This window comes from Nocardia sp. NPDC055050, assembly GCF_053608345.1.
Genome location: NZ_JBSGVG010000028.1, coordinates 62,559 through 85,805, shown reverse-complemented (window position 1 = coordinate 85,805; position 23,247 = coordinate 62,559). Strand labels below are relative to the sequence as shown.

Below are 23,247 nucleotides of genomic sequence, written 5' to 3'. Positions count from 1 at the left end.
CCGGGAGGTAGGTTACCCGTCGTTCACCTGATGCCAATTGTGCACCTCAGCTGAGCACAGTTCTGCAACGGACCTCCCGAATGTGATGAAAAGCAAGCCTGCACGTCACCATGACCGCGCGATAGATTGAGCAGTGTGACGAAAGAAACCCTCGCTGATCGAACCGACGAGCAGTGGCAACCCGATGTTCTCGGCACCGCCTATCAACAGCGGACCCTCCCGCTCGGTATCGACCCCGACGGTGAGGGCGAGGTGGTGGCCACGCTCGTGCGCTATCTGCCCGATGCCACGGCGCCGGCGATCGAGCCGACCGTGCTCTACGTGCACGGGTTCACCGACTACTTCTTCCAGGAGCACCTGGCCGAGCATTTCGCGGCGCGCGGGCACCGGTTCTACGCACTCGACCTGCGTAAATGCGGGCGGTCGCGGCGAGAAGGACAGAGCGCGCACTACGTGAGCGACCTGGCGCTCTACGACGACGAGCTGACCGAGGCGCTGCGGATCGCGCGCGAGGAGACCGGCAACGATGTGCTGATCGTCGCGCATTCGACCGGTGGCCTGATCGTGCCGCTGTGGCTGGACCGGCTCGAAGCGGCCGGTGGCAGCGCGGCGGCGGGCGTGGCCGGGGTCGTCCTCAACAGTCCCTGGTTCGACCTCCAGGGACCGTCCTTCTACCGCACCGTCGGCACCCCTGTGATCAACGCCGTGGGCCGGTTCCGTGCCTTCGCCCAGTTGCCCGGCGGCGTCAGCACCGCCTACGGCGACAGCCTGCACACCAGCCGCTCGGGTGAGTGGGACTACAACCTGGACTGGAAGCCGCTCAGCGGTGAACCGGTGCGGCTGGGCTGGCTGCGCGCCATCCGCCGGGGACACGCGCGCCTGCACCAGGGCCTGACCATCGGCGTGCCGGCGCTGATCCTGCGTTCGCGGCTCACCAAGTTCGCCCGTGAGCACTCCCCCGCCGTCGACGTGGCCGATGCCGTGCTCGATGTGAAGCAGATCCAGCGCTGGGCGGGTTGTCTGGGCGAGCGCACCTCGATCGTCCCGATCGACGGCGCCCGCCACGACGTGTTCCTGTCCTCGGAAGCCGTGCGCGCCAACGCGTTCCAGGAAACCGACAACTGGCTCGACTGGTTGGCGGCCTACCGCAAGTCCTGATCCGGACACACCGCTCACCAGACCCTGCCGCGATCAGCGATCCGCGATCCGCGTCAGTGCCTGGTGAGCTCGGCCGCATCTACCAGAGGCTGGTGCGCAGGACGATCTCGGTGGCGAATTCGTGGCCCGCCTCGGTGGCGATGTTGTCGACTTCCAGTGGTACGACCCGGAATTCGCCGTAGACATAGCGGCCGGAGGCGTCGGCGGTGGCGCGGGGCAGGCCCTTGGTGACCAGCATCGTGACGGGCAGTTCCAGCGGCGGACAGGTCGCGTCGGGGACTCGGCCGTCGGCGTCGGGAACCGCCGGGTGCCCGTGGTCGGCGACGACCAGACTCATGAACCGGCCGAACCGGCCCGCGCACACCCGCCACGCCAGCTCCGCGCCCGACCCACGCCCCGCGACGTTGACGTAGGGCAGTTCGAGTTCGTCGAGAATCGCGCGCACACCCGCCGGATCGAGCCCCTCGACAGACTCCACGACGATGGTCTGCAAGTCGGATTCGTGCAGCCGCGTGCACACCTTGTCGAACACGTCGGCAGGGTCGTCCGCATCGGGAAGCAGCAGCACATTGTGCCGCGAAGATGGTCCGTCGACCCGCACCGTCCAGGCCTGGTCACCGACCGTGATCTGCCGAGATTTCATGCCGGGTTACGGTACACGTCCAGCCTGAACAACGCGGCCTGTTCCGCCGCGGCCCGCCGATCCGCACACCCCCGTGTACTGGGCTTTCACTGCCCACAACACCCGAATTGCCGAACCTGTCACAACGCCGCGCCCCGGGCTGTGAGGCGAGACGAGCCGCACACCGCCGCGTCCACGGCGCGCCGGGTCACTGGGACGTTCGGATGACCGGGATGCCGGCCGGGGCGCCGTCGCGGATCAGCTGGTCCAGCGCCACGAGGTCGACGTGTTTCTCGATGAGGTCGGCGAGGAGGTCGAGTTGCGCGGATCGGACGGCCGCGACCGAGGTGCCGGGCGCGACGGTGAAGCCGGTGCGTCCGGCGCGGGCGGCCACCTCGGTGAGCCAGGTGCGGCGGAACTCGTCGGACTCGAGGAGCCCGTGGACATGGGTGCCCCAGATCGCTTCTCGCACACTTCCTTCCGGGTCGCCGTCGATGGTCAGCCAGGCGGGGTCGGCGGTGCGGGTGACGCGGCCGTGATGGATCTCGTAGCCGTGCAGGGGGTCCGCGCCCGCGATGCCCGACACCTGCCGGGCGATCTTGGGGTCCGCGAATTCGATATCGAGGTCGAGGAGACCGAGGCCGTCCACCACGCAGGGCCGCGCAGACCCCGATTCGGGGACGTCTGCCTGACCCGCTGCCGCTGTGTGCTCGACGCCGTCGACGATGCGGGTGCCGAGCATCTGGTAGCCGCCACAGATGCCGAGGACGGGACGGCCTGCGACGGCGCGAGCACGAAGAGCATCGGCGATTCCGTTGGCGCGCAACCAGTTCAGGTCGGAGATGGTCGCCTTGCTGCCGGGAACGATCACGAGGTCGGCGGTGGCCAGCTGATGGGGGCTGTCGGCCCAGCGGACCGAGACGCCGGGTTCGCAGGCGAGAGCCTCGATGTCGGTGGAGTTGGAGATTCGCGGGAGGCGGATGGCGGCCACGGTGAGCCAGTCGGTGCCGTGCGGCGGGCCGGGGCGGCCCACGGGGGCACCGGAGAGGGTGCCGAGGGAATCTTCGGCATCGAGCCAGAGCTCTTCGGCGAAGGGAAGAACGCCGAGGGTGGGGCGGCCGGTCAGCGCGACCAGCTGGTCGAGGCCGGGTTGCAGCAGGGACACGTCACCGCGGAATTTATTGATGAGGAAGCCCGCGATGAGCTGCTGATCTTCGGGTTCCAGCACGGCGACGGTGCCGAACAGGTGGGCGAGGACGCCGCCGCGGTCGATGTCGCCCACCACCAGGACCGGAATATCGGCGGCGCGGGCCAAACCCATGTTCGCGAGATCTGTTGCCCTGAGGTTGATTTCGGCCGGTGACCCCGCCCCCTCACAGATCACTACGTCGAATTCGTCACGTAACGAGGCCAATTCGGCCGCGACGACCTCGCGCAGTTCCTGCCGACGAGTGAAATAGTCACGCGCGCCGACAGTTCCGACAGCGGCGCCGCGAACCACCAGCTGCGAGCGGCGGTCGCTACCGGGCTTCAACAGCACCGGGTTGAACCGCACGCTCGGCTCCAGCCCGCAGGCTCGTGCTTGCAGCGCCTGGGCACGCCCGATCTCCCCGCCGTCGAGGGTGACGACCGAGTTGTTCGACATGTTCTGCGCCTTGAACGGCGCCACCCGCACCCCGCGCCGCGCCAGCATCCGGCAGATACCCGCCACCACGACACTCTTCCCGGCGTCGGAGGTGGTACCCGCGATCAACAGCGCGCCACGCAGGGGCGCGCTCACGGCAGCGTGAGAATTTCCGCGCCCGTGTCGGTGACGACCCAAAGGCGCGAGCCTCGACCTGCGCCGATTCACGGCAAGGTCAGAACTTCCGCACCCGTGTCGGTGACGACCAGTGTGTGCTCGAACTGCGCGGTCCACTTGCGGTCCTGGGTGACCACGGTCCAGCCGTCGTCCCAGATGTCGTAGTCGATGCCGCCGAGGTTGATCATCGGCTCGATCGTGAAGGTCATGCCGGGCTCGATCACCGACTCGATGTTGGGCTGGTCGTAGTGCAGCACCACCAGTCCGCTGTGGAAGGTGGGGCCGACGCCGTGGCCGGTGAAGTCGCGTACCACGCCGTAGCCGAAGCGGTTGGCGTAGGCCTCGATGACACGCCCGACCACGTTCAGGGCGCGACCCGGCTTGACCGCCTTGATGGCCCGGTTGGTGGCCTCTTCGGTGCGCTCGACGAGCAGACGCACCTCCTCGTCGACATCGCCGGCCAGGAAGGTCTTGTTGGTGTCGCCGTGTACGCCGTGGATGAAGGCGGTGACGTCGATATTGACGATGTCACCGTCCTCGACCACCGTCGAGTCGGGGATGCCGTGGCAGATGACCTCGTTGAGCGAGGTGCAGCAGGATTTGGGAAAACCCTTGTAGCCCAACGTCGACGGGTAGGCGCCGTGGTCGCACATGTACTCGTGGGCGATCCGGTCGAGCTCGTCGGTGGTAACGCCGGGAACCACGGCCTTACCCGCCTCTTCGAGGGCCCGCGCCGCGATCTTGCCGGCGATTCGCATCTTCTCGATGGTCTCGGCGGTCTGTACCCAGGGCTCGTTGCCCTCGTTCGCGGTCTTCTTCCACACGTATTCGGGCCGCTCGATGGAGCGGGGAACTTCCCGGATCGGCGACTGGGTACCGGGAACTAGTGGCTGACGGGTGCGCACGGACATGAGAGCAGTGTATCTATGCGCGCTCGTCGCCGTCGGTCCCAGCCCGTCGGACCACCGGCTCCAAACGGACGATGATGCCTTTCGAGGTCGGCGTGTTGCTGATGTCGGCGACGCTGTCGAGCGGAACCAGCACGTTGGTCTCCGGGTAGTACGCGGCGGCCGACCCACGGCTGGCCGGGTACCCGACGGCGACGAACTTCTCCGCGCGGCGCTCGGTGCCGTCGTGCCAGATGCTGACGATGTCGACCAGCTCCCCGTCGGCGATCCCCCGCTCGGCCAGGTCGTCGGGGTTGACCATCACCACCCGGCGGGCGTGGTGGATGCCGCGGTAGCGGTCGTTGCTCGCGTAGGGAATGGTGTTCCACTGATCGTGGGACCGCAGTGATTGCAGCACAAGGTATCCCGGCGGCGCGTCGATCATGTCGAAGTCGTTGCGGGTGAACTCGGCCTTCCCGCTCGCGGTGCGGTAGATGCCCTGGTTGACCGGATTGACCAGCAGCATCCCGCCCGGCGCGGTGACCCGCTCGTTGAAGTTCTCGAAGCCGGGTACGACCCGGGAGATACGGTCGCGCACGGTGCTGTAGTCGGCGACGAATTCCTCCCACGGAATCGTGGACTCCGCACCCAGCGTGCTGCGCGCCAGCCGGGAGATGATCGCGATCTCGCTGAGCAACTCGGGTGAGGCCGGGTCGAGGCGCCCCCGCGACGTGCGGACCTGACTCATCGAATCCTCGACCGTGTAGAACTGCTCTCCCGTGGCCTGGATATCGCGATCGCTGCGACCCAGTGTGGGCAGGATCAGTGCCGTCTCGCCGCAGACCGTGTGGGAGCGGTTGAGTTTGGTGGAGATCTGCACGGTCAGCGAACACTGCCGCAGGGCCGCTTCGGTGACCTCGCTGTCGGGCGTGGCCCGCACGAAATTGCCTGCGACACCGACGAATACCTTCGCCTTGCCGTCGCGCATGGCACGGATGGCACCGACCGCGTCCAGCCCGTGGGCCGCGGGCGGGGTGAAACCGAACTCCGTGCCGAGCGCGTCCAGGAACGACTGCGGCATCCGCTCCCAGATGCCCATGGTGCGGTCGCCCTGGACATTGCTGTGCCCGCGCACCGGACACACCCCGGCGCCGGGTCGGCCGAGGTTGCCGCGCAGCAGCAGGAAGTCGACGATCTCGCGGATCGTGGGCACGCCGTGCTTGTGCTGGGTCAAACCCATCGCCCAGCACACGATGACCTTCTTGCTGGCCAGCACCTGCTGGTGCACGACCTCGATCTCCGCGCGCGTGAGCCCGGTGGCGGTGAGCGCGTGCTCCCAGCTCACCGTCCTGGCGTGCTCGGCGAAGGCGTCGAAACCGCTGGTGTGCGCGGCGATGAACGCGTGGTCGAGCACCGTGCCCGGCGCCGCGTCCTCGGCGTCGAAGAGCAGTTTGTTCAGCATCTGGAACAGGGCCAGGTCGCCGCCGGGGCGGATCTTGAGGAAGATATCGGCGATCTCGGTGCCGCGCCCGAGCACCCCGCGCGCCTTCTGCGGGTTCTTGAACCGGATCAGCCCGGCCTCGGGCAGCGGGTTCACCGCCACGATCTTGCCGCCGTTGCGTTTGGTCTCCTCGAGCGCCGACAGCATGCGCGGATGGTTCGTGCCGGGGTTCTGGCCGACGACGAAGACCAGGTCGGCTTCGTAGATGTCGTCGAGGGACACGCTGCCCTTGCCGACACCGATGGTCTGCGCCAACGCGGAACCGCTCGACTCGTGGCACAGGTTCGAGCAGTCGGGCAGGTTGTTGGTGCCATAGGCGCGGGCGAACAGTTGCAGCAGGAACGCGGCCTCGTTGTTGAGCCGCCCCGAGGTGTAGAACAGGGCCTCGTCGGGGCTGTCGAGCCCACGCAGTTCGCCGGCCAGCACGCCGAACGCTTCGTCCCAGCCGATGGGCTCGTAGTGCGTGGCGCCGGGCCGCTTCACCATCGGCTCGGTGAGCCTGCCCTGCTGGTTGAGCCAGTAGTCCGACATGGTGTCGAGCTCGGCGACCGGATGCTCGGCGAAGAACTGCCGGGTGACGCGGCGGGTGGTGGCCTCGTCGTTGATGTGCTTGGCGCCGTTTTCGCAGTACTCGTTGAGGTGGCGGCGCGTGGGCTCGGGCCACGCGCAGCCGGGACAGTCGAAGCCCTTGGTCTGATTGATGTTGAGCAAGGTGAGCGCGGTGCGGGCCGGGGAGTTCTGCGAGAGCGAGTACTCGATCGCGTGCGCCACCGCGGGAACGCCGACCGCCCAGGTCTTGGGCGGGGTCACGCTCAGATCATCTTCTGGGTCCTCGATCGAGGTCATGTGTCAGCTTCTCTTCAGTTCTGCGGCACCGCGCGGTCGGCATATCTGACAAAAGGCTTCTCACATTGTCCACCCTTGTCAAAGCGGAAAGCCCGATCACCTGATAGATGCCGGTTATCGGGCTTTCCGCCGCGCGCGTGACTCAGTCCTGGGCCGGCTCGAAGACGCTGCTGCCGTAGACGTCCTCGGCGGTGAGCGTGATGAGGTCGGACTTGCCCAGTGGCCGGTCGAGCGCGACCAGCCTGCGGGCCTGCCGCAGCCTGCAGCGTTCGATCGCGTTCCGCACGCTGCGCGCGTTGGAGAACCTGGGCTGCTCCATGCGCAGCGTGAGGTACTCGGCGAACGCCTTGTGCGCGTCGTCGTCGAAGGCGAATCCTTCCGACTCCACCATCAGTCCGGCGATCTGGGTCAGTTCCGCATGGTCGTAGTCGGCGAACGTGAGATGGTGCGGCACCCGGGAACTCAGGCCCGGATTGGCGGCGAAGAAGGTCGCCATCCGGTCGGGGTAGCCGGCGAAGATCACCACCAGATCACCGCGCTCGTTCTCCATCTCGGTGAGCAGGATCTCGATCACCTCCTGCCCGTAGTCCCGCTCGTTCTCCGGCCGGAACAGGTAGTAGGCCTCGTCGATGAACAGCACTCCCCCGGCCGCGCGGGCGATCGCCTCCTTGGTCTTGGGTGCGGTGTGGCCGATGAACTGGCCGACCAGGTCGTCACGGGTGACGGTGTGCACGCGCGGGGCCCTGATGTAGTCGAGCGCGTGCAGGATGGCCGCCATCCGCAGCGCGACCGTGGTCTTGCCGGTGCCGGGACCGCCGGTGAAGCTCATGTGCAACGTGGGCCGCGTGGTGGTGAGCCCGAACCGGCGCCGCGCCCGGTCGACCTGGAGCAGCGAGGCGATCTCGCGGACCCGGCGCTTGACCGAGGCCAAGCCGACCAGCTCGGCGTCGAGCGCGGCCAGGGTGTCGCTCACCCTGGCCGCGGCCTCGTCTGCCGAGAGATCGAGCACCTCGTCGTCGCCCAGAATCGCGGGCTCGGGCGTCTGCTCCTCGACTGCCGTGGTCTGCGCCGCGCCGCCTGCCGACGGTCGGTGGAACCCGAATCCCTTTGGTGTGTCCATCAGTTCACTCGCCCGCGTACCGATCGCCGGTCGGACGGGCGGTGGCGTAGGACTTCACCGAGTACCGCTGGGTGCGGTCGGGACCCTCGACGCGTTCGAGCAGGAAGCCGGGCTCGTGTGCCGGTCGCTGGACGAGGAACGACATCGCGGTGGACTGCCTGCCCAGGGACGCGTCGTAGGCCAGCAGCCGGATGTAGTGCTGCGGGAAGGTGGCCCGGCAATCGGCGAGCTGGGCGAGCACGCCGTCGGGTTCGGCCAGGTCGAACATCGGCAGCCCCCACATCTCCCAGTAGACGTTGCGTGGGTGCGGGTCGTCGGTGTACTCCAGCGAGACCGGCCAGCCGTGATCGAGGGCGAACTTCACCTGCGCCGCGATCTCGTCGTCGGTGAGGTCGGGCAGGTAGGAGAAGGTTCCGTAGCGCAGTTTCATCGGGTGCTCCTGGTCAGATCGAGGGCACCGGAGTCGCCACCACATCGGGGGCGTCGGTGCTGGTGTAGTCGAAGGTGATGTCGCCCCAGGTGTCCAGGGCGGCCTGCAGCGGGGTGCAGTGCTTGGCGGCCCTGCGCAGCACGTCGGGTCCTTCGATCAGCAGATCGCGACCTTCGTTGCGCGCCTTGACCATTGCCTCGAGCGCCACCCGGTTGGCCTCGGCGCCCGCGGCGATGCCGTACGGGTGCCCGATGGTGCCGCCGCCGAACTGCAGGATCACGTCGTCGCCGAAAAGGTCGAGGAGCTGGTGCATCTGGCCCGCGTGGATGCCGCCGGAGGCCACCGGCATCACGCCGGGCATCGAGATCCAGTCCTGATCGAAGAAGATGCCGTTGCCGAGATTGCGGGGAACGTTGTTGTCGCGCAACGTGTCGTAGAAGCCACGGGTGGTGGCCGGGTCGCCCTCGAGCTTGCCGACGACGGTGCCCGCGTGTACGTGGTCGACACCCATCAGCCGCGACCACTTCCCGATCACCCGGAAGCTCACGCCGTGCGTCTTCTGCCGCGTGTAGGTGGAGTGCCCGGCCCGGTGCAGATGCAGCAGCAGGCCGTTCTCGCGGGCCCAGTGCGCCATCGACTGGATGGCGGTGTAGCCGATGGTGAGGTCGATCATCACCACCACGCTGCCGAGTTCCTTGGCGAGGTTCGCCCGCCGGTACATCTCCTCCATCGTGCCCGCGGTGACATTGAGGTAATGGCCCTTGATCTCGCCGGTTTCGGCCATCGCCCGGTTCACCCCCTCCATCGCGTAGAGGAAGCGGTCACGCCAGCGCATGAAGGGCTGGGAGTTGATGTTCTCGTCGTCCTTGGTGAAGTCGAGGCCGCCGCGACAGGCCTCGTAGACCACGCGCCCGTAGTTGCGGGCCGACAGGCCCAGCTTGGGCTTGATGGTGGCGCCGAGCAGCGGGCGGCCGTACTTGTTGAGCATCTCCCGTTCCATGACGATGCCGTGGGCGGGGCCCTGGAAGGTCTTGGTGTAGGCGACGGGGATGCGCATGTCCTCCAGGCGCAGCGCCTTGAGCGGCTTGAAACCGAAGACGTTGCCGATGATCGAGGAGGTCAGGTTCGCGATGGAGCCTTCCTCGAAGAGGTCGATGTCGTAGGCAATGTAGGCGAAGTACTCACCTGGCCTGCCCGGAACCTCGTCGACCTGGTACGCCTTGGCCTGGTAGTGGCTGTTGGCGGTGAGCCGGTCGGTCCACACGACAGTCCAGGTGGCGGTGGACGATTCGCCCGCGACGGCGGCCGCGGCCTCGATCGGGTCGACGCCGTCCTGGGGGGTGACCCGGAACACGGCGAGCACGTCGGTGTCCTTGGGGATGTAATCGGGGTTCCAGTAACCCATTCCGGCATAACTCTGTACACCTGGATCCCAACGCTCTTTGGTCGCCGCGCCGTCGTTGTCGATCGTCGTCATCGCCGTTCCTTTCGGGTCACGCCTATGAAGCACTTTCAGTGTGTGGGCGCGACTGTTCAGCGACAATGGAATGTTTCCAGTGCACTGTTAAGACATAATTGAACGATGTTCGCCAGCCCCGACCTGCCCGCGGCCGCTACCTGGGGTCGGCTGCGCACCTTCCTCGCCGTGTACGACACCGGGAGTGTGCGTGCCGCCGCGCAGACGTTGCATGTGACGCCGCCGGCGGTGTCGGCCGCGCTCGCCGCGCTCGAAGACGCGCTGGGCACAACGCTTTTCGGTAAGTCGGGCCGGGGCATCGTGGCCACGGATTCGGGTGAGATCTTCGCCGTTTACGTGCGCAAGCTGCTCGGGCTGCTCGCGGAGGCGGCCGGGGCGGTGCACGACGCCGATCGCGGACGGGTGCGCATCGGCGCGGTCGCGACGGCCAGTGAGTACGTGCTGCCTGCACTGATGGCCACCTTCGCCCAAGCCCATCCGCACGTGGAATTGTCGCTGTCGGTGCTGACGCGCGGCGAGCTGTTCGCCCGCGCCGCCGACCACGTCTTCGATATCGCCCTGGCCGGTCGACCGCCGAGGGGCTCCGGGCTGGTCACCGCCGCCCAGCGCGCCAACCGGCTGGTGCTGGTCGGGCGGCCCGGGCTGGTCGACGATCCGCTCACCACGCCCTGGCTGCTCACCGGGATCGGCTCCGGCACCCGCGACACCACGCTGTCGTTGCTGAGCCGATTACAGGCGGCGCCACCGCTGCTCACCCTCGGTACCTCGGGCGCCGCCGTGGCCGCGGCACGCGAGGGGCTCGGTGTCACGCTCGTGCACGAGGAGGCCGCGCGCGAACAACTCGCCTCGGGAGAACTGGTCTCCTACAGCGTGCCGGGCACCCCTCTCGACCGGCCGTGGCACGTCTGCACGACCCAGGAACCCACCGCGGCGACCCGACTGTTCGTGGCGCACCTGTGCGATCCGGAGCAGGTGGGCGCGGCCGCATTTCACACCCGTCCTCGCCCGAAGGGGTGAGGACGGCGGCGACCGGATGCTCGCATGCTGGTCGTCATGACGACACTCCCCGCCACCGCCCTCGCCGACGTCGCCCAGCAGCTGACCAGCGGCGGCCGCGGCATTCTCGCCGCCGACGAGTCGATCAAGACCATGTCGTCGCGCCTGGAACAGGAAGGGGTTCCCGCGAGCGCGACCGCCCGGCGCGACTACCGCGAACTGCTGCTCACCGCCGACGGTCTGCCGGAATGGATCAGCGGAATCATCTTGTGCGACGAGACCTTCGGCCAGGATCTCGCCGATGGGCGCCCGTTCCCGATCGCGGCGCGCGAACTCGGCGTCCTGCCCGGCATCAAGGTCGACACCGGCACCACCACGCTCCCCGGCCAGGGCGGTGCGCTGATCACCGAGGGGCTCGACGGGCTCGGCGCACGGCTGGCCTCCTATGCCGATCGAGGGGCGGCGTTCGCCAAGTGGCGGGCGGTGTTCGACGTGCACACCATCACTCCCTACTCCGCCGCCGCCAACGGGCACGCGCTGGCCCGCTATGCCGCGCTGTGTCAGCAGCACGGCATCGTCCCCATCGTCGAGCCCGAGGTGCTGTGCACCGGCGACCACGACCTCGCGGCCTCGGCGAAGGCGACTCGCCTGGCCCTGAGCGCGGTGTTCACCGAACTCGTCGACGCTGCGGTGGATCTCACCGGCATCGTGCTCAAGCCCAACTTCGTCACCCCCGGTCTGGACGCCGCGGCTGTCCCGCCCGCCGACGTCGCGGCCGCGACCTTCGCCGTGCTGCGTGAGCTGGTGCCCGCCGAGGTGGCGGGCATCGCGTTCCTGTCCGGTGGGCATCCCACCTCGCGGGTGTGTGCTTTTCTGAGCGAGCTCGCCGCCGTCGACGAGCGGCCGTGGCCTGTGACATTCTCCTTCGGGCGCGCGCTCGTGAGCGCGGCCCTGCACACTTGGGGTGGAACGAACTCCGAAGTTCCCGCAGCACATCGTGTTCTGCTCCAGAACTGCCGCAACGCCTCTGCTGCCGCCGAGCACACCGCGTAAGCGGGTCCGCTCGGCAGCCGCCCTGAGCGCGGTGGCAACGCGCAGCAGCGGCGCTACCCCTCGGGCACCGCTGCTGCGTTCGTTGGCCGGTGCCCGCCGCTACTTCAGCGGTAGTTCCACCAGCACCGTGGTTCCGCGTCCCCGCATCGATTCCACGCGCAGCGAGGCTTCGATCAGGGCACAGCGTTCCGCGATCGAGCTCAGGCCGAAATGTTGTTCGCCGTCGGCGTCGGCGGCGCGATGGGCACGCTGCGCGGCCGGGTCGAAACCCGCACCGTCGTCGGAACATCCGAAGATCACCGAGTCGCCGACCCGGCGCAGGGAGAGCACGATCCGTTGCGCATCAGCGTGTTTCACCGCGTTCGCGAGCGCTTCCTGGGCGATCCGGTACAGGGTGGCGGCGGCGTGGTCGGGGATGTCGTCGATGGCGGCGGCGTGATCGACGAGGAATTCGATCGTCGGCGGGCCTTCGCCACTCACCGTGCGCACCAGCGATTCGATCGCGGCGACCAGGCCGAGGTCGTCGAGGACGAGACTGTGCAGGCCCGAGATCGCCGCCCTGGTCGCGTTGTAGGCGAAATCGGCCAGCTCGCGCGCGCTGACGAGTTCGGCGCGGGCCCTGGCGAGATCGCGCAGGCTGGCTCCGTCGGTGACGTCGACGTGGGCGGCGAGTTCGGAGACGGTGAGATCGGCGGCGGACAGGTGGAACGACATCGAGGCCAGGGCGGTGGTGACGCCGTCGTGCAGATCGAAGGCGATGCGCCTGCGTTCGGCCTCCTGAGCGGTGATCGCCTGCTCGACCAAGCGGTCGCGCTCGGTGCGCTGCCGGTTGACGGTGCGGAACAGCCGCTGCGCGTGCAACCACAGGCCGAGCACGCCCGCGTACTGCTGCGCGACGTCGAGGTCGTGCTGCCCGAACGGGTCACGGGGACGGCGGTGCACGGCGAGCACGCCGACCACGTCGCCTTCCAACCCCGGCAGCGGCAGACACATCCGCGCGACCGTCTGCTGCGGATCCAGACGTAGAAGTCTGCGGTGCAGGGCATTACGTGGCGAGTCGTTGTCGAGCAGCACCGGCGTACGAGTGCGGGCCACCAACCCGGTCACCCCGAATCCGACCTGCAACCGCAACGAACCCGCCGAGGGATGCGAAGGCCACAGATCGACGATGCTCAGATCCTGGCCGTCGACGGCGTAGATCAGCACGCCTTCGGCGCCGAGCAGTGGCGCCAGCTCCGCCGCCGTGGGCACCGCGCCGCTCGCGAAGCTCACCGGAACAGCCCCTCCCGCAACGCGACCGCGATCGCCCCGCTGCGATCGGACACCCCCAGCTTGCGATACAGCCCGCGAATATGGGTTTTCACGGTGTCCTCGCTGACCACCAGCTTGCTCGCGACCGCGCGATTGGAGTGGCCGGAGACCAACAGTCCCAGCACTTCCGACTCACGCTGGGTCAGTCCGAGGTGCGCGCCGGACCAGAACTGGCCCGCGCTGAGCCGGGCCGCGGCCAGCGCCACCCGACCGGCCAGTGCGGCGTCGACCACCGTCTCGCCTTCGCGGACGCGGCACAACTGGGCGACCAGTTCGCGCCCGTCGACCCGCTTGAGAATGTAGCCCGACGCCCCGACGCGCAGCGCCTGGTACAGGTAGTGCTCGTCGTCGTAGACGGTCAGCAACACGACCTTGGTCTCGGGATATTGCAGGGTGATCTGACGGCACAGATCCAAGCCACTGGCCTTGCCGATGCGAACATCGCACAGGACGATATCGGGCCGATGTTCGGCGACCATCCGCAGCGCGGCGGTGTCGGTGGTGGACTGGCCGACGATCATCACGTCGTCGGGAAAATGTCCGAGCATGGCGTCGAGCCCGTGCAGCACCATTTCGTGATCGTCGACGAGCACAAGCTTCAACGGGGTCGGAGGTAACTCCGGCATCACTCCACCCTACGGCGAGCGGCAGCGCGGCTACGGGCATTGACGAGATCTCACCCGGGCCGCCACCCCCGAGGGGGAGTGCGGCGGGTACGCCGGTGCGGTCCGATGAACGGACCCGATCAGAAAGGCCGCGCCATGCCGGAGTCCTCAGTTCGTCGGCCGCTCATAGTGCCGTCGGTCTTGCCCGCCGATTTCGCCTGCCTCGGTGAAGAAGTGCGCGATCTGTGCGCGGCGGGCGTCGACCGGATCCAATGGGACGTGATGGACGGCGTGTTCGTCCCCAACCTCACCTTCGGTCCCGATGTCATCGCGTCGGCGCGTTCGCACAGCACCGTGGGGTTCGAGGCGCACCTCATGGTGGTGAATCCCGATGGGCTGCTCAGCACGTACGTCGACGCGGGTTGCGAGCTGATCATCGTGCACGCCGAAGCCTGTACGCATCTGCATCGCACGCTCGCCAGGATCCGCGAACTGGGCGCGCGCAGCGGTGTCGCGGTGAATCCGCACACCCCCGCCGAGGTCGTCGCGCACGTGCTGGCCGAGACCGACCTCATCCTGGCCATGACCGTGAATCCGGGTTTCGGTGGGCAGGCCTACATTCCGGCCGTGGAATCGAAGATCGCGCGGTTGCGCCGGATGATCGACGAGTCCGGGCACTCCATCGAGCTCGAAGTGGACGGCGGGATCACCGGCGACACGATCAACGGGGCGGCCGCCGCCGGCGCCGACGTGTTCATCTCGGGATCGTGGATGTACGGCTGCCCCGAAGGCAAGGCGGCCGCGGTCAAGCGGCTTCGCGATGCCGCCACCGTCGCGGGAGCGGCAGCCTGATGACCGATATCGCGCCAACGACTTTCACGCCGTCGGTGGAGACCGACCAGCTCGCCGTCGACACCCTGCGCTTCCTCGCGGCCGACATGGTGGAGGCCGCGCAGTCGGGTCACCCCGGCATGCCGATGGGGGCGGCGCCGATGGCGTGGACGCTGTGGAGCCGGCACCTGCGCCATGACCCGGCCGATCCCGAGTGGGCCGATCGGGACCGGTTCGTGCTCTCGGCCGGACACGGGTCGGCGCTGCTGTACGGACTGTTGCACCTGTTCGGCTACGACCTGCCCGTCGAGGAACTGCGGCGCTTCCGGCAACTGGGGTCGCGGACGCCGGGTCATCCCGAGTTCGGGCAGACGCCCGGCGTGGAGTGCACCACCGGCCCGTTGGGTCAGGGGCTGGCGATGGCGGTGGGCATGGCCCTCGCCGAGCGGATGACCGCCGCCCGGTATCCGGAGATCACCGGTCATCGCACCTACGCGATCGTCGGCGACGGCTGCCTGATGGAAGGTGTCAGTCACGAAGTCGCGTCGTTCGCAGGGCATTTGGGGCTCGGCGGGTTGACCGTGCTGTGGGACGACAACGAGATCACCATCGACGGCGCGGTCGGGCGCTCGTGCGGTGACGATCAGGTGGCGCGGTTCGCGGCCTATGGGTGGCATACCGAAGTGGTGCCGGACGGGACCGATATCGAGGCGATCGACGCCGCGCTGACCCGGGCGAAGGGTGATCCCCGGCCGAGCTTTCTCGCGGTGCGCACGGTGATCGGTCACGGTGCGCCCGGCGTCGCCGGAACGCCGAAGGCGCACGGCTCGCCGCTGGGCGCCCAACGCCTCGCACAGGCCAAAGAGCTGGCGGGATGGACTCTTCCGCCGTTCACCGTGCCCGAGCAGGTCGAGTCGACGTGCGCGGTGCTGGCCGCGCTCGGTGGTGCCGAGCATGCGACCTGGCTCGAGGAGTTCGCGGCGTTCGACGCCGTCGCGCCGGTGCGCGCCGCCGAGTTCCGGCGCGCCCATGCGCGACTGCTGCCTGCGGGTTTGCCGGACGCGCTGGAAGCCGTCGCCGCGCGGGCACCGCGCGCCACCCGGCAGTCCTCGCAGGCGTGTTTGCACGCGGCGCTGTCGGTGATGCCGGAATTGGTGGGCGGGTCGGCCGACCTGGCCGGGTCGACCGGCACCGTGTGCGGCGAGGTGGTGCATCGCGACGACTTCAGTTCCAGCGCTGTCGCTTTCGGTATTCGCGAGTTCGGGATGGCGGCGATTCTGAACGGGATGAGCCTGCACGGCGGGTTCCGGGTCTTCGGCAGTACGTTCCTGGTGTTCGCCGACTATCTGCGTCCCGCCCTGCGGCTGTCGGCACTGATGGGGCAGCCGGTGATCTATGTGCTCACCCACGATTCCGTCGCGGTCGGCGAGGACGGGCCGACACATCAACCCGTCGAGCAGGTCGAGTCGCTCCGGGTGATTCCGGGGCTGCAGGTGTTGCGACCGGCCGACGACGCGGAGACCGCTCTCGCTTGGGAACTCGCGCTGAGCCGGGTCGACGGACCGACCGCGCTGATCCTGTCCCGCCAGTCACTGCCCCAGCTGGAACTCGCAGAGAGCGCTACCTGGCCCGATAGTGCGCTCTCGAGAGCCGACGCGGTCGGCACGGTGGCCGGCAGACCATCCACAGCAGCGCTTCCCAGCATCCACATCGTCGCTACCGGTTCGGAAGTCGCACTGGCGGTCGCCGCCGCCGAGCAGCTACGGGCGGAAGGGTTCGCCGTGCGGGTAGTGTCGGTGATGGATCGGACGCGCTTCACCCGCGACGCCGCGTCGCACACCATCAGCATCGAGGCGGGAAGTACGGCAGGCTGGACCGGGCTGGTCGACCTGGCGATCGGGATCGACGACTTCGGGCACAGCGGCCCCGGCGACGAGGTCATGGCCCGTCACGGATTCACCGTGCGCGCCGTACTCGACCGGATTCGCGAATACCTCGACGGTGCGCCGTGACTCGACTGCGGGCTGTGATCTTCGACGTCGACGGCACCCTGGTGGACAGCGAGCGCGACGGCCATCGGGTGGCTTTCAACGCGGCCTTCGCCGAGGCGGGTCTTCCGGATCGCTGGGCGGTCGAGGAGTACGGGAAGCTGCTGAAGGTGGCCGGGGGCGCGCAACGGCTGGCGTTCTGGTTCGAACAGCAGGGCAGGCCCGTCGAGCAAGCGCGGGCGCTCGCGCATCAGGTGCACCGCACCAAGACCCGCATCATGCGGCAGATGGCAGCGGACGGGCACATCCGTGCCCGTCCGGGCGCGCGGGAACTGATCGAACGGCTCCGGTCGCACGGTGTCCGGTTGCACGTGGCGACCACCGGCACCCGCGCGTGGGTCGAACCCTTGCTGAAGCACGCTTTCGGTGAGCCGTTCGACACCGTGACCACCGGCACCGAAGTGCCCGTCCTGAAGCCGAGCCCCGCGGTGTATCTGGATGTCCTGATCCAGACCGGACTGTCCCCCGATCAAGCAGTGGCCGTGGAGGACTCGTCCAACGGCGTGCGGTCGGCGGTGGCCGCGGGACTGCGGTGCGTGGCCGCCCAGAACGCCTACACGCGCACCGACGACCTCTCGGCGGCAGTGCTGGTCGCCGACGGGCTCGACGACCCGGAGCTGGTGACATGGTTCGACGGCCACCTCGCCTGAGGTGGCCGTCGAATCGGGCTCAGCGCGTGCGGCCGCGACGTTCCATGAGCCGCAACAGCATCGGCGTGAAGATCAGCTGCATCGCCAGGTCCATCTTCCCGCCGGGACACACGATCGTGTTCGGGCGCGACATGAACGAGTCGTGCAGCATCGACAGCAGATACGGGAAGTCGATGCCGTGCGGGTCGGCGAACCGGATCACCAGCATCGACTCATCTGGCGTCGGAATGGTCCGGGCCACGAAGGGATTCGATGTGTCGACCACGGGAACCCGCTGGAAGTTCACATGGGTGCGGGAGAACTGCGGGCACATGAAATTCACGTAGTCGTGCATGCGGCGCAGGATCGTCTCGGTCACCGCCTCGGTGGAGTAGCCGCGCTTGTCCTTGTCGCGGTGCAGCTTCTGGGTCCACTCGAGGTTGATCACCGGCACCACCCCGATGAGCAGGTCCGCGTACTGTGCCACGTCGACCTGTTCGTTGGCGACCGCCCCGTGTAGACCCTCGTAGAACAGCAGGTCGGTGCCGGGGCGCAGGTCCTCCCACGGTGTGAAGGTGCCGGGTTCCTGGTCGTAGGGCGCCGCTTCCTCCTTGTCGTGCAGGTACTTTCGCACCCGGCCCGTACCGGTCTCGCCGTAGCCGCGGAACAGCTTCTCGAGGTCTTCGAACAGGTTGGCCTCCGCGCCGAAATGGCTGAAGGTGTGGTCACCGTCCGACAGCGCTCGCGCCAGCTCCTCCTTCATGCCGGCCCGGTCGAACCTGTGGAAGCTGTCGCCCTCGACGTACGCGGCGTCGATGCCTTCCCTGCGGAAGATCGAATCGAACGTGCGCATCACCGACGTTGTTCCGGCACCGGATGACCCGGTGATGGCGACGACAGGGTGCTTGGCGGACATGAATCTCCTCCTCAGGTGGTGGAACGGTAGAGACCGCGGAGACCGAACAGCGGACTCCACTGGCCGTCGGGCTCCTCGGCCGCGTCGGCGTGGTATCTCACGATGCGCGCTACCTCGTCGCGGGAACCGAAAATGAACGCGATCCGCTGGTGCAGTTCGGTGGGGGCGACGTCGAGGATGCGCTCGCGACCGGTCGAGGCCAGGCCGCCCGCCTGCTCGATCAGAAAGGCGATGGGGTTGGCCTCGTAGAGCAGCCGCAATCTGCCCGCCTTGGCCGGGTCCTTCGAGTCGCGCGGGTACAGGAACACCCCGCCCCGGGTCAGGATGCGGTGGGTTTCGACGACCAGCGACGCCACCCAGCGCATGTTGAAGTCCTTCTCGCGCGGACCCGTCGCGCCCGCCAGGCACTCGTCGATGTAGCGGCGCACGGCCGGTTCCCAGAATCGCCGGTTGGAACTGTTGACCGCGTACTCCGAGGTGGACTCCGACAGCCGCAGGTTCTGCCCGGTCAGGAAGAACTCGCCCAGTTCGGGATCGAGAGTGAAGGCGTGCACGCCGGTGCCGACGGTGAGCACGAGTTGCGTCGCGGGGCCGTAGATCGCGTAACCCGCGGCGACCTGCTCGGTGCCGGGCTGCAGGAAGTCCACCGTCGTCGCGTCGATGCCGGGGTTCGGGGCGCGCAGAATCGAAAAGATGCTGCCCACAGCGACATTCACGTCGATATTGGACGAACCGTCGAGCGGATCGAACGCCAGCAGGTATTTGCCGCGCGGATAGTCGGGCGGGATCGCATACGGGTCGTCGAGCTCCTCCGACACCATTCCCGCCAGCTGGCCGCCCCATTCGTTGGCGCGCAGGAACAGCTCGTTGGCGACCACGTCGAGCTTCTGCTGCTGCTCACCCTGCACGTTCACCACACCGGCGCCGCCGAGGACGCCGGTGAGCGCACCGGAGGCGATGCGCTTGGAGATCGCCTTGCAGGCCAGCGCGACGTCGAGGATCAGGGAATTGAGCTCACCGCTGGAACCGGGATGGCGCCTGCGCTCTTCGATGAGGAATTGGGTCAACGTCGTGCGATCGGTCAGCATCTTTCGAGGACACCACCGCACCCCCCGGGCGGACATCCACCCGGGGGGTGAATCGCGGGGGTGGTTACCGCGATTCGTCGCGTCAGAAGGCCGGGACGGCTTGCGCGACCGTTGCCTCCTCGGACGTGTGCCGCTTGCGCAGCACGGTGACGCCGACGACCAGGGCCGCGGCGAGCAGTCCGGCCGCGACCGTGAACGCCAGCCGGTATCCGCTGGTCAGAGCGGCAGCGTCGGACGCTCCGGCCACCAGTTCGGTGCCGGTCCGTGCGGCGGCGAGGGTGGACAACACCGCGACGCCGATCGCCATGCCGACCTGCTGGGTGGTGTTGAACAGCCCCGAGGCCAGGCCGGCGTCGTCGGCGTCGGCGCCCGACATGCCCAGCGCGGTGAGTGCGGGCAGCACCAGCCCGCCACCGGAGACGGCCACCATCACTGGCAGCACGTCGGTGAGGTAGCCGGCGTCGACCGGAAGCCGCGTCAGCCACGACATCCCGGCCAGCAACAGGGACAGACCCGCGATGAGCACGGCCCGCTCACCGAAGCGGGTGATCAGGCGGGCAGAGGCGAACAGCGACACCCCGCCGATGGCGACGGCGGCGGGCAGCATGGCCAGGCCGGTCTGCACGGCGTTGTAGCCCAGCACCTTCTGCAGGTAGAGCGCGACGATGATCTGGAAGGCGAACATGGCCGCGAGAGTGAGCATCTGGACCACATTGGCGCCGGAGACCGTGCGGGAGCGAAAGATTCGCAACGGCAGCAGCGGGTTGGTCGCGGTGGCCTGACGGAGGACGAAGGCCGCGAGCAGTGCGGCGGCGAGTGCGCCGAGGCCGAGAGTGTGCGCCGAGACCCAGCCGTAGCGTTCGACTTCGACGACGGTGTAGATGCCGAGCATCAGACCGACGGTAACCAGGGCCGCACCCAGCACATCGGCGCCGGCGGACCAGCCGAGGCCGCGGTCGGCGGGCAGCGCTCGCACCGCCACCAGCACGGTCAGCACGCCGATCGGCACGTTGATCAGGAAGATCCAGTGCCAGTTCAGCGCGTCGGTGAGCACGCCGCCGAGCACCTGTCCGATCGAGGCGCCCGCGGCGCCCGTGAAGCTGAAAACACCGATGGCCGTAGCCCGCTGGCGGGGTTCGGTGAAGATCGTCACCAGGATGCCGAGGACCACCGAGGCGGCGATCGCGCTGCCGACGCCCTGCAGGAATCGGGCCCCGACCAGCACGGTGGGGGTGGTCGCGACGCCTGCCAGCACCGAGGCCGCGGTGAAGACGACGGTGCCGGTGATGAACATCGTCTTGCGGCCGATCAGGTCGCCGAGGCGTCCCGCCAGCAGGAGCAGACCGCCGAAAGCGATCAGATAGGCGTTCACGGTCCAGCTCAGGCCGGCCGGCGAGAAGCCGAGGTCCTCCTGGATCGCCGGCATGGCGACGGTCACGATGCTGCCGTCGAGGATGGTCATCAGCATCGCGGCCGACAGCACCGCGAGAGCGGTGCGCTGGGACTTGGTCATGGGGTCATCTCCTGCTCGAAGCGAACAAGAGAGACCGTACTAGATAGTTCCGTAGCAGACAATCTATAACGGACTATTGCCTCGCACGACGCGCGGGCGCAGCGTCGACCGCAGTCGACAGATGCCCTTCCACCAGGTGATTCAGTGCACGCAACAGGGATTCACGCTCCGCCTTCGGCAGCGAGCCGAGCGCTCCCCGATGGACGCCGTCGACGATCTCGGTACTGCGCGCGGCAAGTTCGGCACCGGCCGGAGTCACCGAGATGATGCGCGCGCGACGGTCGGCGCTCGACGGCTTCCGTTCGGCCAGACCCGCCTTCTCCAGCGCGTCGACGGTGACGACCATGGTCGTCTTGTCCATATCGCCGAGTTCGGCGAGCTGAGCCTGGGTGCGCTCGGCCTCCAGCGCGTGGACCAGCACGCAGTGCATGCGGGCCGTCAGCCCGATCTCGGCCAGCGCCGCTGCCATCTGCGTGCGCAGGACGTGGCTGGTCCGGTCCAGCAGGAAGGACAGGTCGGGTTCGGCGCGCGTGGTCGCCAGAGCGGTCATACCGCTCATTATAGTTTTGTCATAGATAATCCGCATACATCCATAAGTCGGGAATGTTATCGGACTGCGGTCCGTTTAGATGGGGACCACATCCCGAAGAGAGGTTCACATGGAACTGGGGCTCACCACCTTCGCCGAGCTGTACCCGACCGGCGACCGGCCCGCGCCGACCGCCGCCGAGCGGCTGCGCCAGGTGGTCGACGAGGCCGTCGCGACCGAGGCCGCCGGGCTCGATGTGTACGGCGTGGGTGAACATCATCGCCGGGATTTCGCCGCGTCCTCCCCCGCTGTCGTCCTGGCCGCCGCGGCCGCCAGGACCGAGCGCATCCAGTTGACCAGCGCGGTGACCGTGCTCAGCTCCGACGACCCGGTGCGCGTATACCAGGACTTCGCCACGCTCGACGGGCTGTCGAACGGGCGCGCGGAGTTGATGGCGGGGCGCGGGTCGTTCACGGAGTCGTTCCCACTGTTCGGCTACGACCTGTCCGATTACGACGCACTCTTCGAAGAGAAGCTGGCACTACTGCTGCGGGTGCGCGAGGAAGGCCCGGTCACGTGGACCGGGCGATTCCGGGCACCACTGCACGACGCCACGGTGTATCCGCGCACCGATGATCGACCGCTGCCGGTGTGGATCGCGGTCGGCGGCAGTCCCGAATCGGTGATCCGCGCCGGGCTGCTGGGTCTACCGCTCGCCCTCGCGATCATCGGCGGTCAGCCGGCACGGTTCAAGCCGCTGGTCGAGCTGTATCACCGGGCGCTGACCGAAGGCGGCCACGAGAAGCAGCCCGTCGCGGTGCACGCGCACGGGTATGTCGCCGACACCGACGCCCAGGCAGTCACCGAGTTCTACCAGCCCTACGCCGGGGCGATGTCGGTTATCGGCCGGGAGCGCGGCTGGGGACCGATGACGCGCGAACAGTTCGACGCGCTGCGTTCGCAGAGCGGTTCCCTGTTCGTCGGCACCCCCGACTACGTGGCAGGCAAGATCGCCGAGGTCCGCGACACCCTCGGCCTCGACCGCTTCATGCTGCACACCAGCGTCGGGACGCTGCCGCCCGAGCAGGTGCTGCACAGCATCGAACTGCTGGGCACGAAGGTGGCCCCGCAGGTGCGGTGAGCAGGGTCTATTCGAGCGCCGGGCCGACGCCGGTGGTCCGGGCGGCCCGGCGTTCTCGCCTTCGCCGGCGGTAACGGCTGATTCGGCTGGCGCACAGATAGACCACCCACAAACCGATGCCCAACAGGGCCGCGGCGATCACCGCGGCCAGCACCGGGAAGAACACCGCGAGGGTGAGGACGCCGCCGACCGTGAGGTCCTCGGCGGTGCTCACCGCGATATTGGTGACCGGTTCCGGCGAGGTGTTGATCGCCATCCGGGTGCCCGCTTTGACGATATGACTGAGCAGGGCGGTCGTGCCACCCACCGCCGCTGCGAACATTGTGGGCAGTGAATCGTCCTGCCCCGCGATCAGTGCCGAGACGACCGCGCCCGACGCGGGCCGCACCACCGTGTGCACCGCGTCCCAGAACGAGTCGAGGTACGGGATCTTGTCCGCCACCGCCTCGATCAGGAACAGCACCCCGGCGGCGACGAGCACATCGGTGCGCAGCAGCCCCGGCGGCACATCGCCGGCCCACCCGATCCGACCGAACAACCCCAGCAGAAACACCACCGCGTACGCGTTGATACCGCTGGCCCAGCCCGCGGTGAAGATCAGAGGGAGCACCGACACCCGCTCAGACTAAGCCCGCCTGCCGACACCGCGCGGCAAGGACGAGCAGCGGCGATATCTAGCATCGCTAGACAAGCTAGCGATCAACTGTTACCTTTGCTCCATCATCTAGCGCTGCTAGATATCGAG

The 23,247-nt window shown here is 68.2% G+C and carries 21 protein-coding genes; 7 read left to right on the top strand and 14 right to left on the bottom strand.

Annotated features, from left to right (window positions below; translation table 11 throughout):
* The first annotated feature begins 135 nt into the window (after positions 1 to 135).
* Positions 136 to 1,158: an alpha/beta hydrolase gene (locus ACWGCN_RS25405; protein ID WP_378992287.1), complete on the top strand. Its 1,023-nt coding sequence runs from the start codon at positions 136 to 138 to the stop codon at positions 1,156 to 1,158.
* 79 nt (positions 1,159 to 1,237) lie between these two features.
* Here the strand turns inward: ACWGCN_RS25405 and ACWGCN_RS25400 are convergent, their stop codons facing one another.
* From ACWGCN_RS25400 to ACWGCN_RS25370, 7 genes are all read right to left on the bottom strand, one after another.
* Positions 1,238 to 1,801, bottom strand: coding sequence for a glycosyltransferase family protein (locus ACWGCN_RS25400; protein WP_378626468.1), 564 nt, complete (start codon positions 1,799 to 1,801; stop codon positions 1,238 to 1,240).
* 187 nt (positions 1,802 to 1,988) lie between these two features.
* Positions 1,989 to 3,560 (bottom strand): cobyric acid synthase, encoded by a 1,572-nt coding sequence (locus ACWGCN_RS25395; protein ID WP_378992286.1) that lies wholly within the window; start codon positions 3,558 to 3,560, stop codon positions 1,989 to 1,991.
* Positions 3,561 to 3,628: 68 nt separating this feature from the next.
* Positions 3,629 to 4,492 carry a type I methionyl aminopeptidase gene (gene map / locus ACWGCN_RS25390; protein WP_379312014.1) on the bottom strand — a complete coding sequence of 288 codons (864 nt, stop codon included), beginning with the start codon at positions 4,490 to 4,492 and terminating at the stop codon, positions 3,629 to 3,631.
* A 13-nt stretch (positions 4,493 to 4,505) separates the two neighbouring features.
* Complete coding sequence (locus tag ACWGCN_RS25385; protein WP_452459662.1) at positions 4,506 to 6,815, bottom strand: FdhF/YdeP family oxidoreductase; 2,310 nt, start codon at positions 6,813 to 6,815, stop codon at positions 4,506 to 4,508.
* A gap of 142 nt (positions 6,816 to 6,957) precedes the next feature.
* Entirely contained in the window at positions 6,958 to 7,935 is a 978-nt protein-coding gene (locus ACWGCN_RS25380; RefSeq protein ID WP_378992281.1) for an AAA family ATPase, read from the bottom strand.
* 4 nt (positions 7,936 to 7,939) lie between these two features.
* On the bottom strand, positions 7,940 to 8,365 hold the full coding sequence (locus ACWGCN_RS25375) for a ribulose bisphosphate carboxylase small subunit (protein ID WP_378992280.1): 426 nt from the start codon (positions 8,363 to 8,365) through the stop codon (positions 7,940 to 7,942).
* Positions 8,366 to 8,378: 13 nt separating this feature from the next.
* On the bottom strand, positions 8,379 to 9,842 hold the full coding sequence (locus ACWGCN_RS25370) for a form I ribulose bisphosphate carboxylase large subunit (RefSeq protein WP_378992279.1): 1,464 nt from the start codon (positions 9,840 to 9,842) through the stop codon (positions 8,379 to 8,381).
* Positions 9,843 to 9,947: 105 nt separating this feature from the next.
* On the opposite strand from ACWGCN_RS25370, the gene ACWGCN_RS25365 reads away from it, so the two are divergent.
* Entirely contained in the window at positions 9,948 to 10,859 is a 912-nt protein-coding gene (locus tag ACWGCN_RS25365; RefSeq protein WP_378992277.1) for a LysR family transcriptional regulator, read from the top strand.
* Positions 10,860 to 10,895: 36 nt separating this feature from the next.
* The gene (locus ACWGCN_RS25360) at positions 10,896 to 11,891 is read left to right on the top strand and encodes a class I fructose-bisphosphate aldolase (protein ID WP_452459663.1); all 996 of its coding nucleotides are present in this window, start codon (positions 10,896 to 10,898) and stop codon (positions 11,889 to 11,891) included.
* A 99-nt stretch (positions 11,892 to 11,990) separates the two neighbouring features.
* Here ACWGCN_RS25360 and ACWGCN_RS25355 read toward each other — a convergent pair whose 3' ends face one another.
* Positions 11,991 to 13,163, bottom strand: a complete 1,173-nt coding sequence (locus tag ACWGCN_RS25355; RefSeq protein ID WP_452459664.1) for a GAF domain-containing sensor histidine kinase — start codon at positions 13,161 to 13,163, stop codon at positions 11,991 to 11,993.
* On the bottom strand, positions 13,160 to 13,828 hold the full coding sequence (locus ACWGCN_RS25350) for a response regulator (protein ID WP_378992271.1): 669 nt from the start codon (positions 13,826 to 13,828) through the stop codon (positions 13,160 to 13,162). Before ACWGCN_RS25350 ends, ACWGCN_RS25355 begins: the two co-directional genes overlap by 4 nt.
* 105 nt (positions 13,829 to 13,933) lie before the next feature.
* Between ACWGCN_RS25350 and rpe the strand changes: the two genes are divergently transcribed.
* The 3 genes from rpe to ACWGCN_RS25335 are packed head-to-tail and all read left to right on the top strand — an operon-like array spanning position 13,934 to position 17,336.
* A complete protein-coding gene (gene rpe, locus ACWGCN_RS25345; RefSeq protein WP_452459665.1) occupies positions 13,934 to 14,659 on the top strand; it encodes a ribulose-phosphate 3-epimerase in 726 nt (241 codons plus the stop codon).
* Positions 14,659 to 16,650, top strand: a complete 1,992-nt coding sequence (gene tkt, locus ACWGCN_RS25340) for a transketolase (RefSeq protein WP_452459666.1) — start codon at positions 14,659 to 14,661, stop codon at positions 16,648 to 16,650. The genes rpe and tkt overlap by 1 nt, the downstream gene beginning before the upstream one ends.
* Positions 16,647 to 17,336, top strand: coding sequence for an HAD family hydrolase (locus ACWGCN_RS25335; RefSeq protein ID WP_378992267.1), 690 nt, complete (start codon positions 16,647 to 16,649; stop codon positions 17,334 to 17,336). The genes tkt and ACWGCN_RS25335 overlap by 4 nt, the downstream gene beginning before the upstream one ends.
* Before the next feature lie 19 nt (positions 17,337 to 17,355).
* Here the strand turns inward: ACWGCN_RS25335 and ACWGCN_RS25330 are convergent, their stop codons facing one another.
* The 4 genes from ACWGCN_RS25330 to ACWGCN_RS25315 form a co-directional block, all read right to left on the bottom strand.
* Positions 17,356 to 18,231: a phosphoribulokinase gene (locus tag ACWGCN_RS25330; RefSeq protein ID WP_378992266.1), complete on the bottom strand. Its 876-nt coding sequence runs from the start codon at positions 18,229 to 18,231 to the stop codon at positions 17,356 to 17,358.
* An 11-nt stretch (positions 18,232 to 18,242) separates the two neighbouring features.
* On the bottom strand, positions 18,243 to 19,319 hold the full coding sequence (locus tag ACWGCN_RS25325; protein WP_379313283.1) for a class 1 fructose-bisphosphatase: 1,077 nt from the start codon (positions 19,317 to 19,319) through the stop codon (positions 18,243 to 18,245).
* Positions 19,320 to 19,401: 82 nt separating this feature from the next.
* Positions 19,402 to 20,832: a DHA2 family efflux MFS transporter permease subunit gene (locus ACWGCN_RS25320; protein ID WP_452460086.1), complete on the bottom strand. Its 1,431-nt coding sequence runs from the start codon at positions 20,830 to 20,832 to the stop codon at positions 19,402 to 19,404.
* A gap of 73 nt (positions 20,833 to 20,905) precedes the next feature.
* Positions 20,906 to 21,382: a MarR family winged helix-turn-helix transcriptional regulator gene (locus tag ACWGCN_RS25315; RefSeq protein ID WP_378992259.1), complete on the bottom strand. Its 477-nt coding sequence runs from the start codon at positions 21,380 to 21,382 to the stop codon at positions 20,906 to 20,908.
* A 109-nt stretch (positions 21,383 to 21,491) separates the two neighbouring features.
* Between ACWGCN_RS25315 and ACWGCN_RS25310 the strand changes: the two genes are divergently transcribed.
* Positions 21,492 to 22,502: an LLM class flavin-dependent oxidoreductase gene (locus tag ACWGCN_RS25310; RefSeq protein WP_452460087.1), complete on the top strand. Its 1,011-nt coding sequence runs from the start codon at positions 21,492 to 21,494 to the stop codon at positions 22,500 to 22,502.
* A 7-nt stretch (positions 22,503 to 22,509) separates the two neighbouring features.
* Here ACWGCN_RS25310 and ACWGCN_RS25305 read toward each other — a convergent pair whose 3' ends face one another.
* Positions 22,510 to 23,118 (bottom strand): DUF4126 domain-containing protein, encoded by a 609-nt coding sequence (locus ACWGCN_RS25305; RefSeq protein WP_378992257.1) that lies wholly within the window; start codon positions 23,116 to 23,118, stop codon positions 22,510 to 22,512.
* Positions 23,119 to 23,247 lie beyond the last annotated feature (129 nt).

Excerpts from the sequence above, each read along its gene's own strand:
- rpe (WP_452459665.1), top strand. The coding sequence starts at position 13,934 with ATGAACGGACCCGATCAGAAAGGCCGCGCCATGCCGGAGTCCTCAGTT.
- ACWGCN_RS25350 (WP_378992271.1), bottom strand. The coding sequence starts at position 13,828 with ATGCCGGAGTTACCTCCGACCCCGTTGAAGCTTGTGCTCGTCGACGAT.
- ACWGCN_RS25365 (WP_378992277.1), top strand. The coding sequence starts at position 9,948 with ATGTTCGCCAGCCCCGACCTGCCCGCGGCCGCTACCTGGGGTCGGCTG.
- ACWGCN_RS25310 (WP_452460087.1), top strand. The coding sequence starts at position 21,492 with ATGGAACTGGGGCTCACCACCTTCGCCGAGCTGTACCCGACCGGCGAC.
- ACWGCN_RS25330 (WP_378992266.1), bottom strand. The coding sequence starts at position 18,231 with ATGTCCGCCAAGCACCCTGTCGTCGCCATCACCGGGTCATCCGGTGCC.
- ACWGCN_RS25385 (WP_452459662.1), bottom strand. The coding sequence starts at position 6,815 with ATGACCTCGATCGAGGACCCAGAAGATGATCTGAGCGTGACCCCGCCC.
- ACWGCN_RS25370 (WP_378992279.1), bottom strand. The coding sequence starts at position 9,842 with ATGACGACGATCGACAACGACGGCGCGGCGACCAAAGAGCGTTGGGAT.
- ACWGCN_RS25375 (WP_378992280.1), bottom strand. The coding sequence starts at position 8,365 with ATGAAACTGCGCTACGGAACCTTCTCCTACCTGCCCGACCTCACCGAC.
- ACWGCN_RS25315 (WP_378992259.1), bottom strand. The coding sequence starts at position 21,382 with ATGACCGCTCTGGCGACCACGCGCGCCGAACCCGACCTGTCCTTCCTG.
- tkt (WP_452459666.1), top strand. The coding sequence starts at position 14,659 with ATGACCGATATCGCGCCAACGACTTTCACGCCGTCGGTGGAGACCGAC.
- ACWGCN_RS25360 (WP_452459663.1), top strand. The coding sequence starts at position 10,896 with ATGACGACACTCCCCGCCACCGCCCTCGCCGACGTCGCCCAGCAGCTG.
- ACWGCN_RS25380 (WP_378992281.1), bottom strand. The coding sequence starts at position 7,935 with ATGGACACACCAAAGGGATTCGGGTTCCACCGACCGTCGGCAGGCGGC.
- ACWGCN_RS25320 (WP_452460086.1), bottom strand. The coding sequence starts at position 20,832 with ATGACCAAGTCCCAGCGCACCGCTCTCGCGGTGCTGTCGGCCGCGATG.
- map (WP_379312014.1), bottom strand. The coding sequence starts at position 4,492 with ATGTCCGTGCGCACCCGTCAGCCACTAGTTCCCGGTACCCAGTCGCCG.
- ACWGCN_RS25400 (WP_378626468.1), bottom strand. The coding sequence starts at position 1,801 with ATGAAATCTCGGCAGATCACGGTCGGTGACCAGGCCTGGACGGTGCGG.
- ACWGCN_RS25325 (WP_379313283.1), bottom strand. The coding sequence starts at position 19,319 with ATGCTGACCGATCGCACGACGTTGACCCAATTCCTCATCGAAGAGCGC.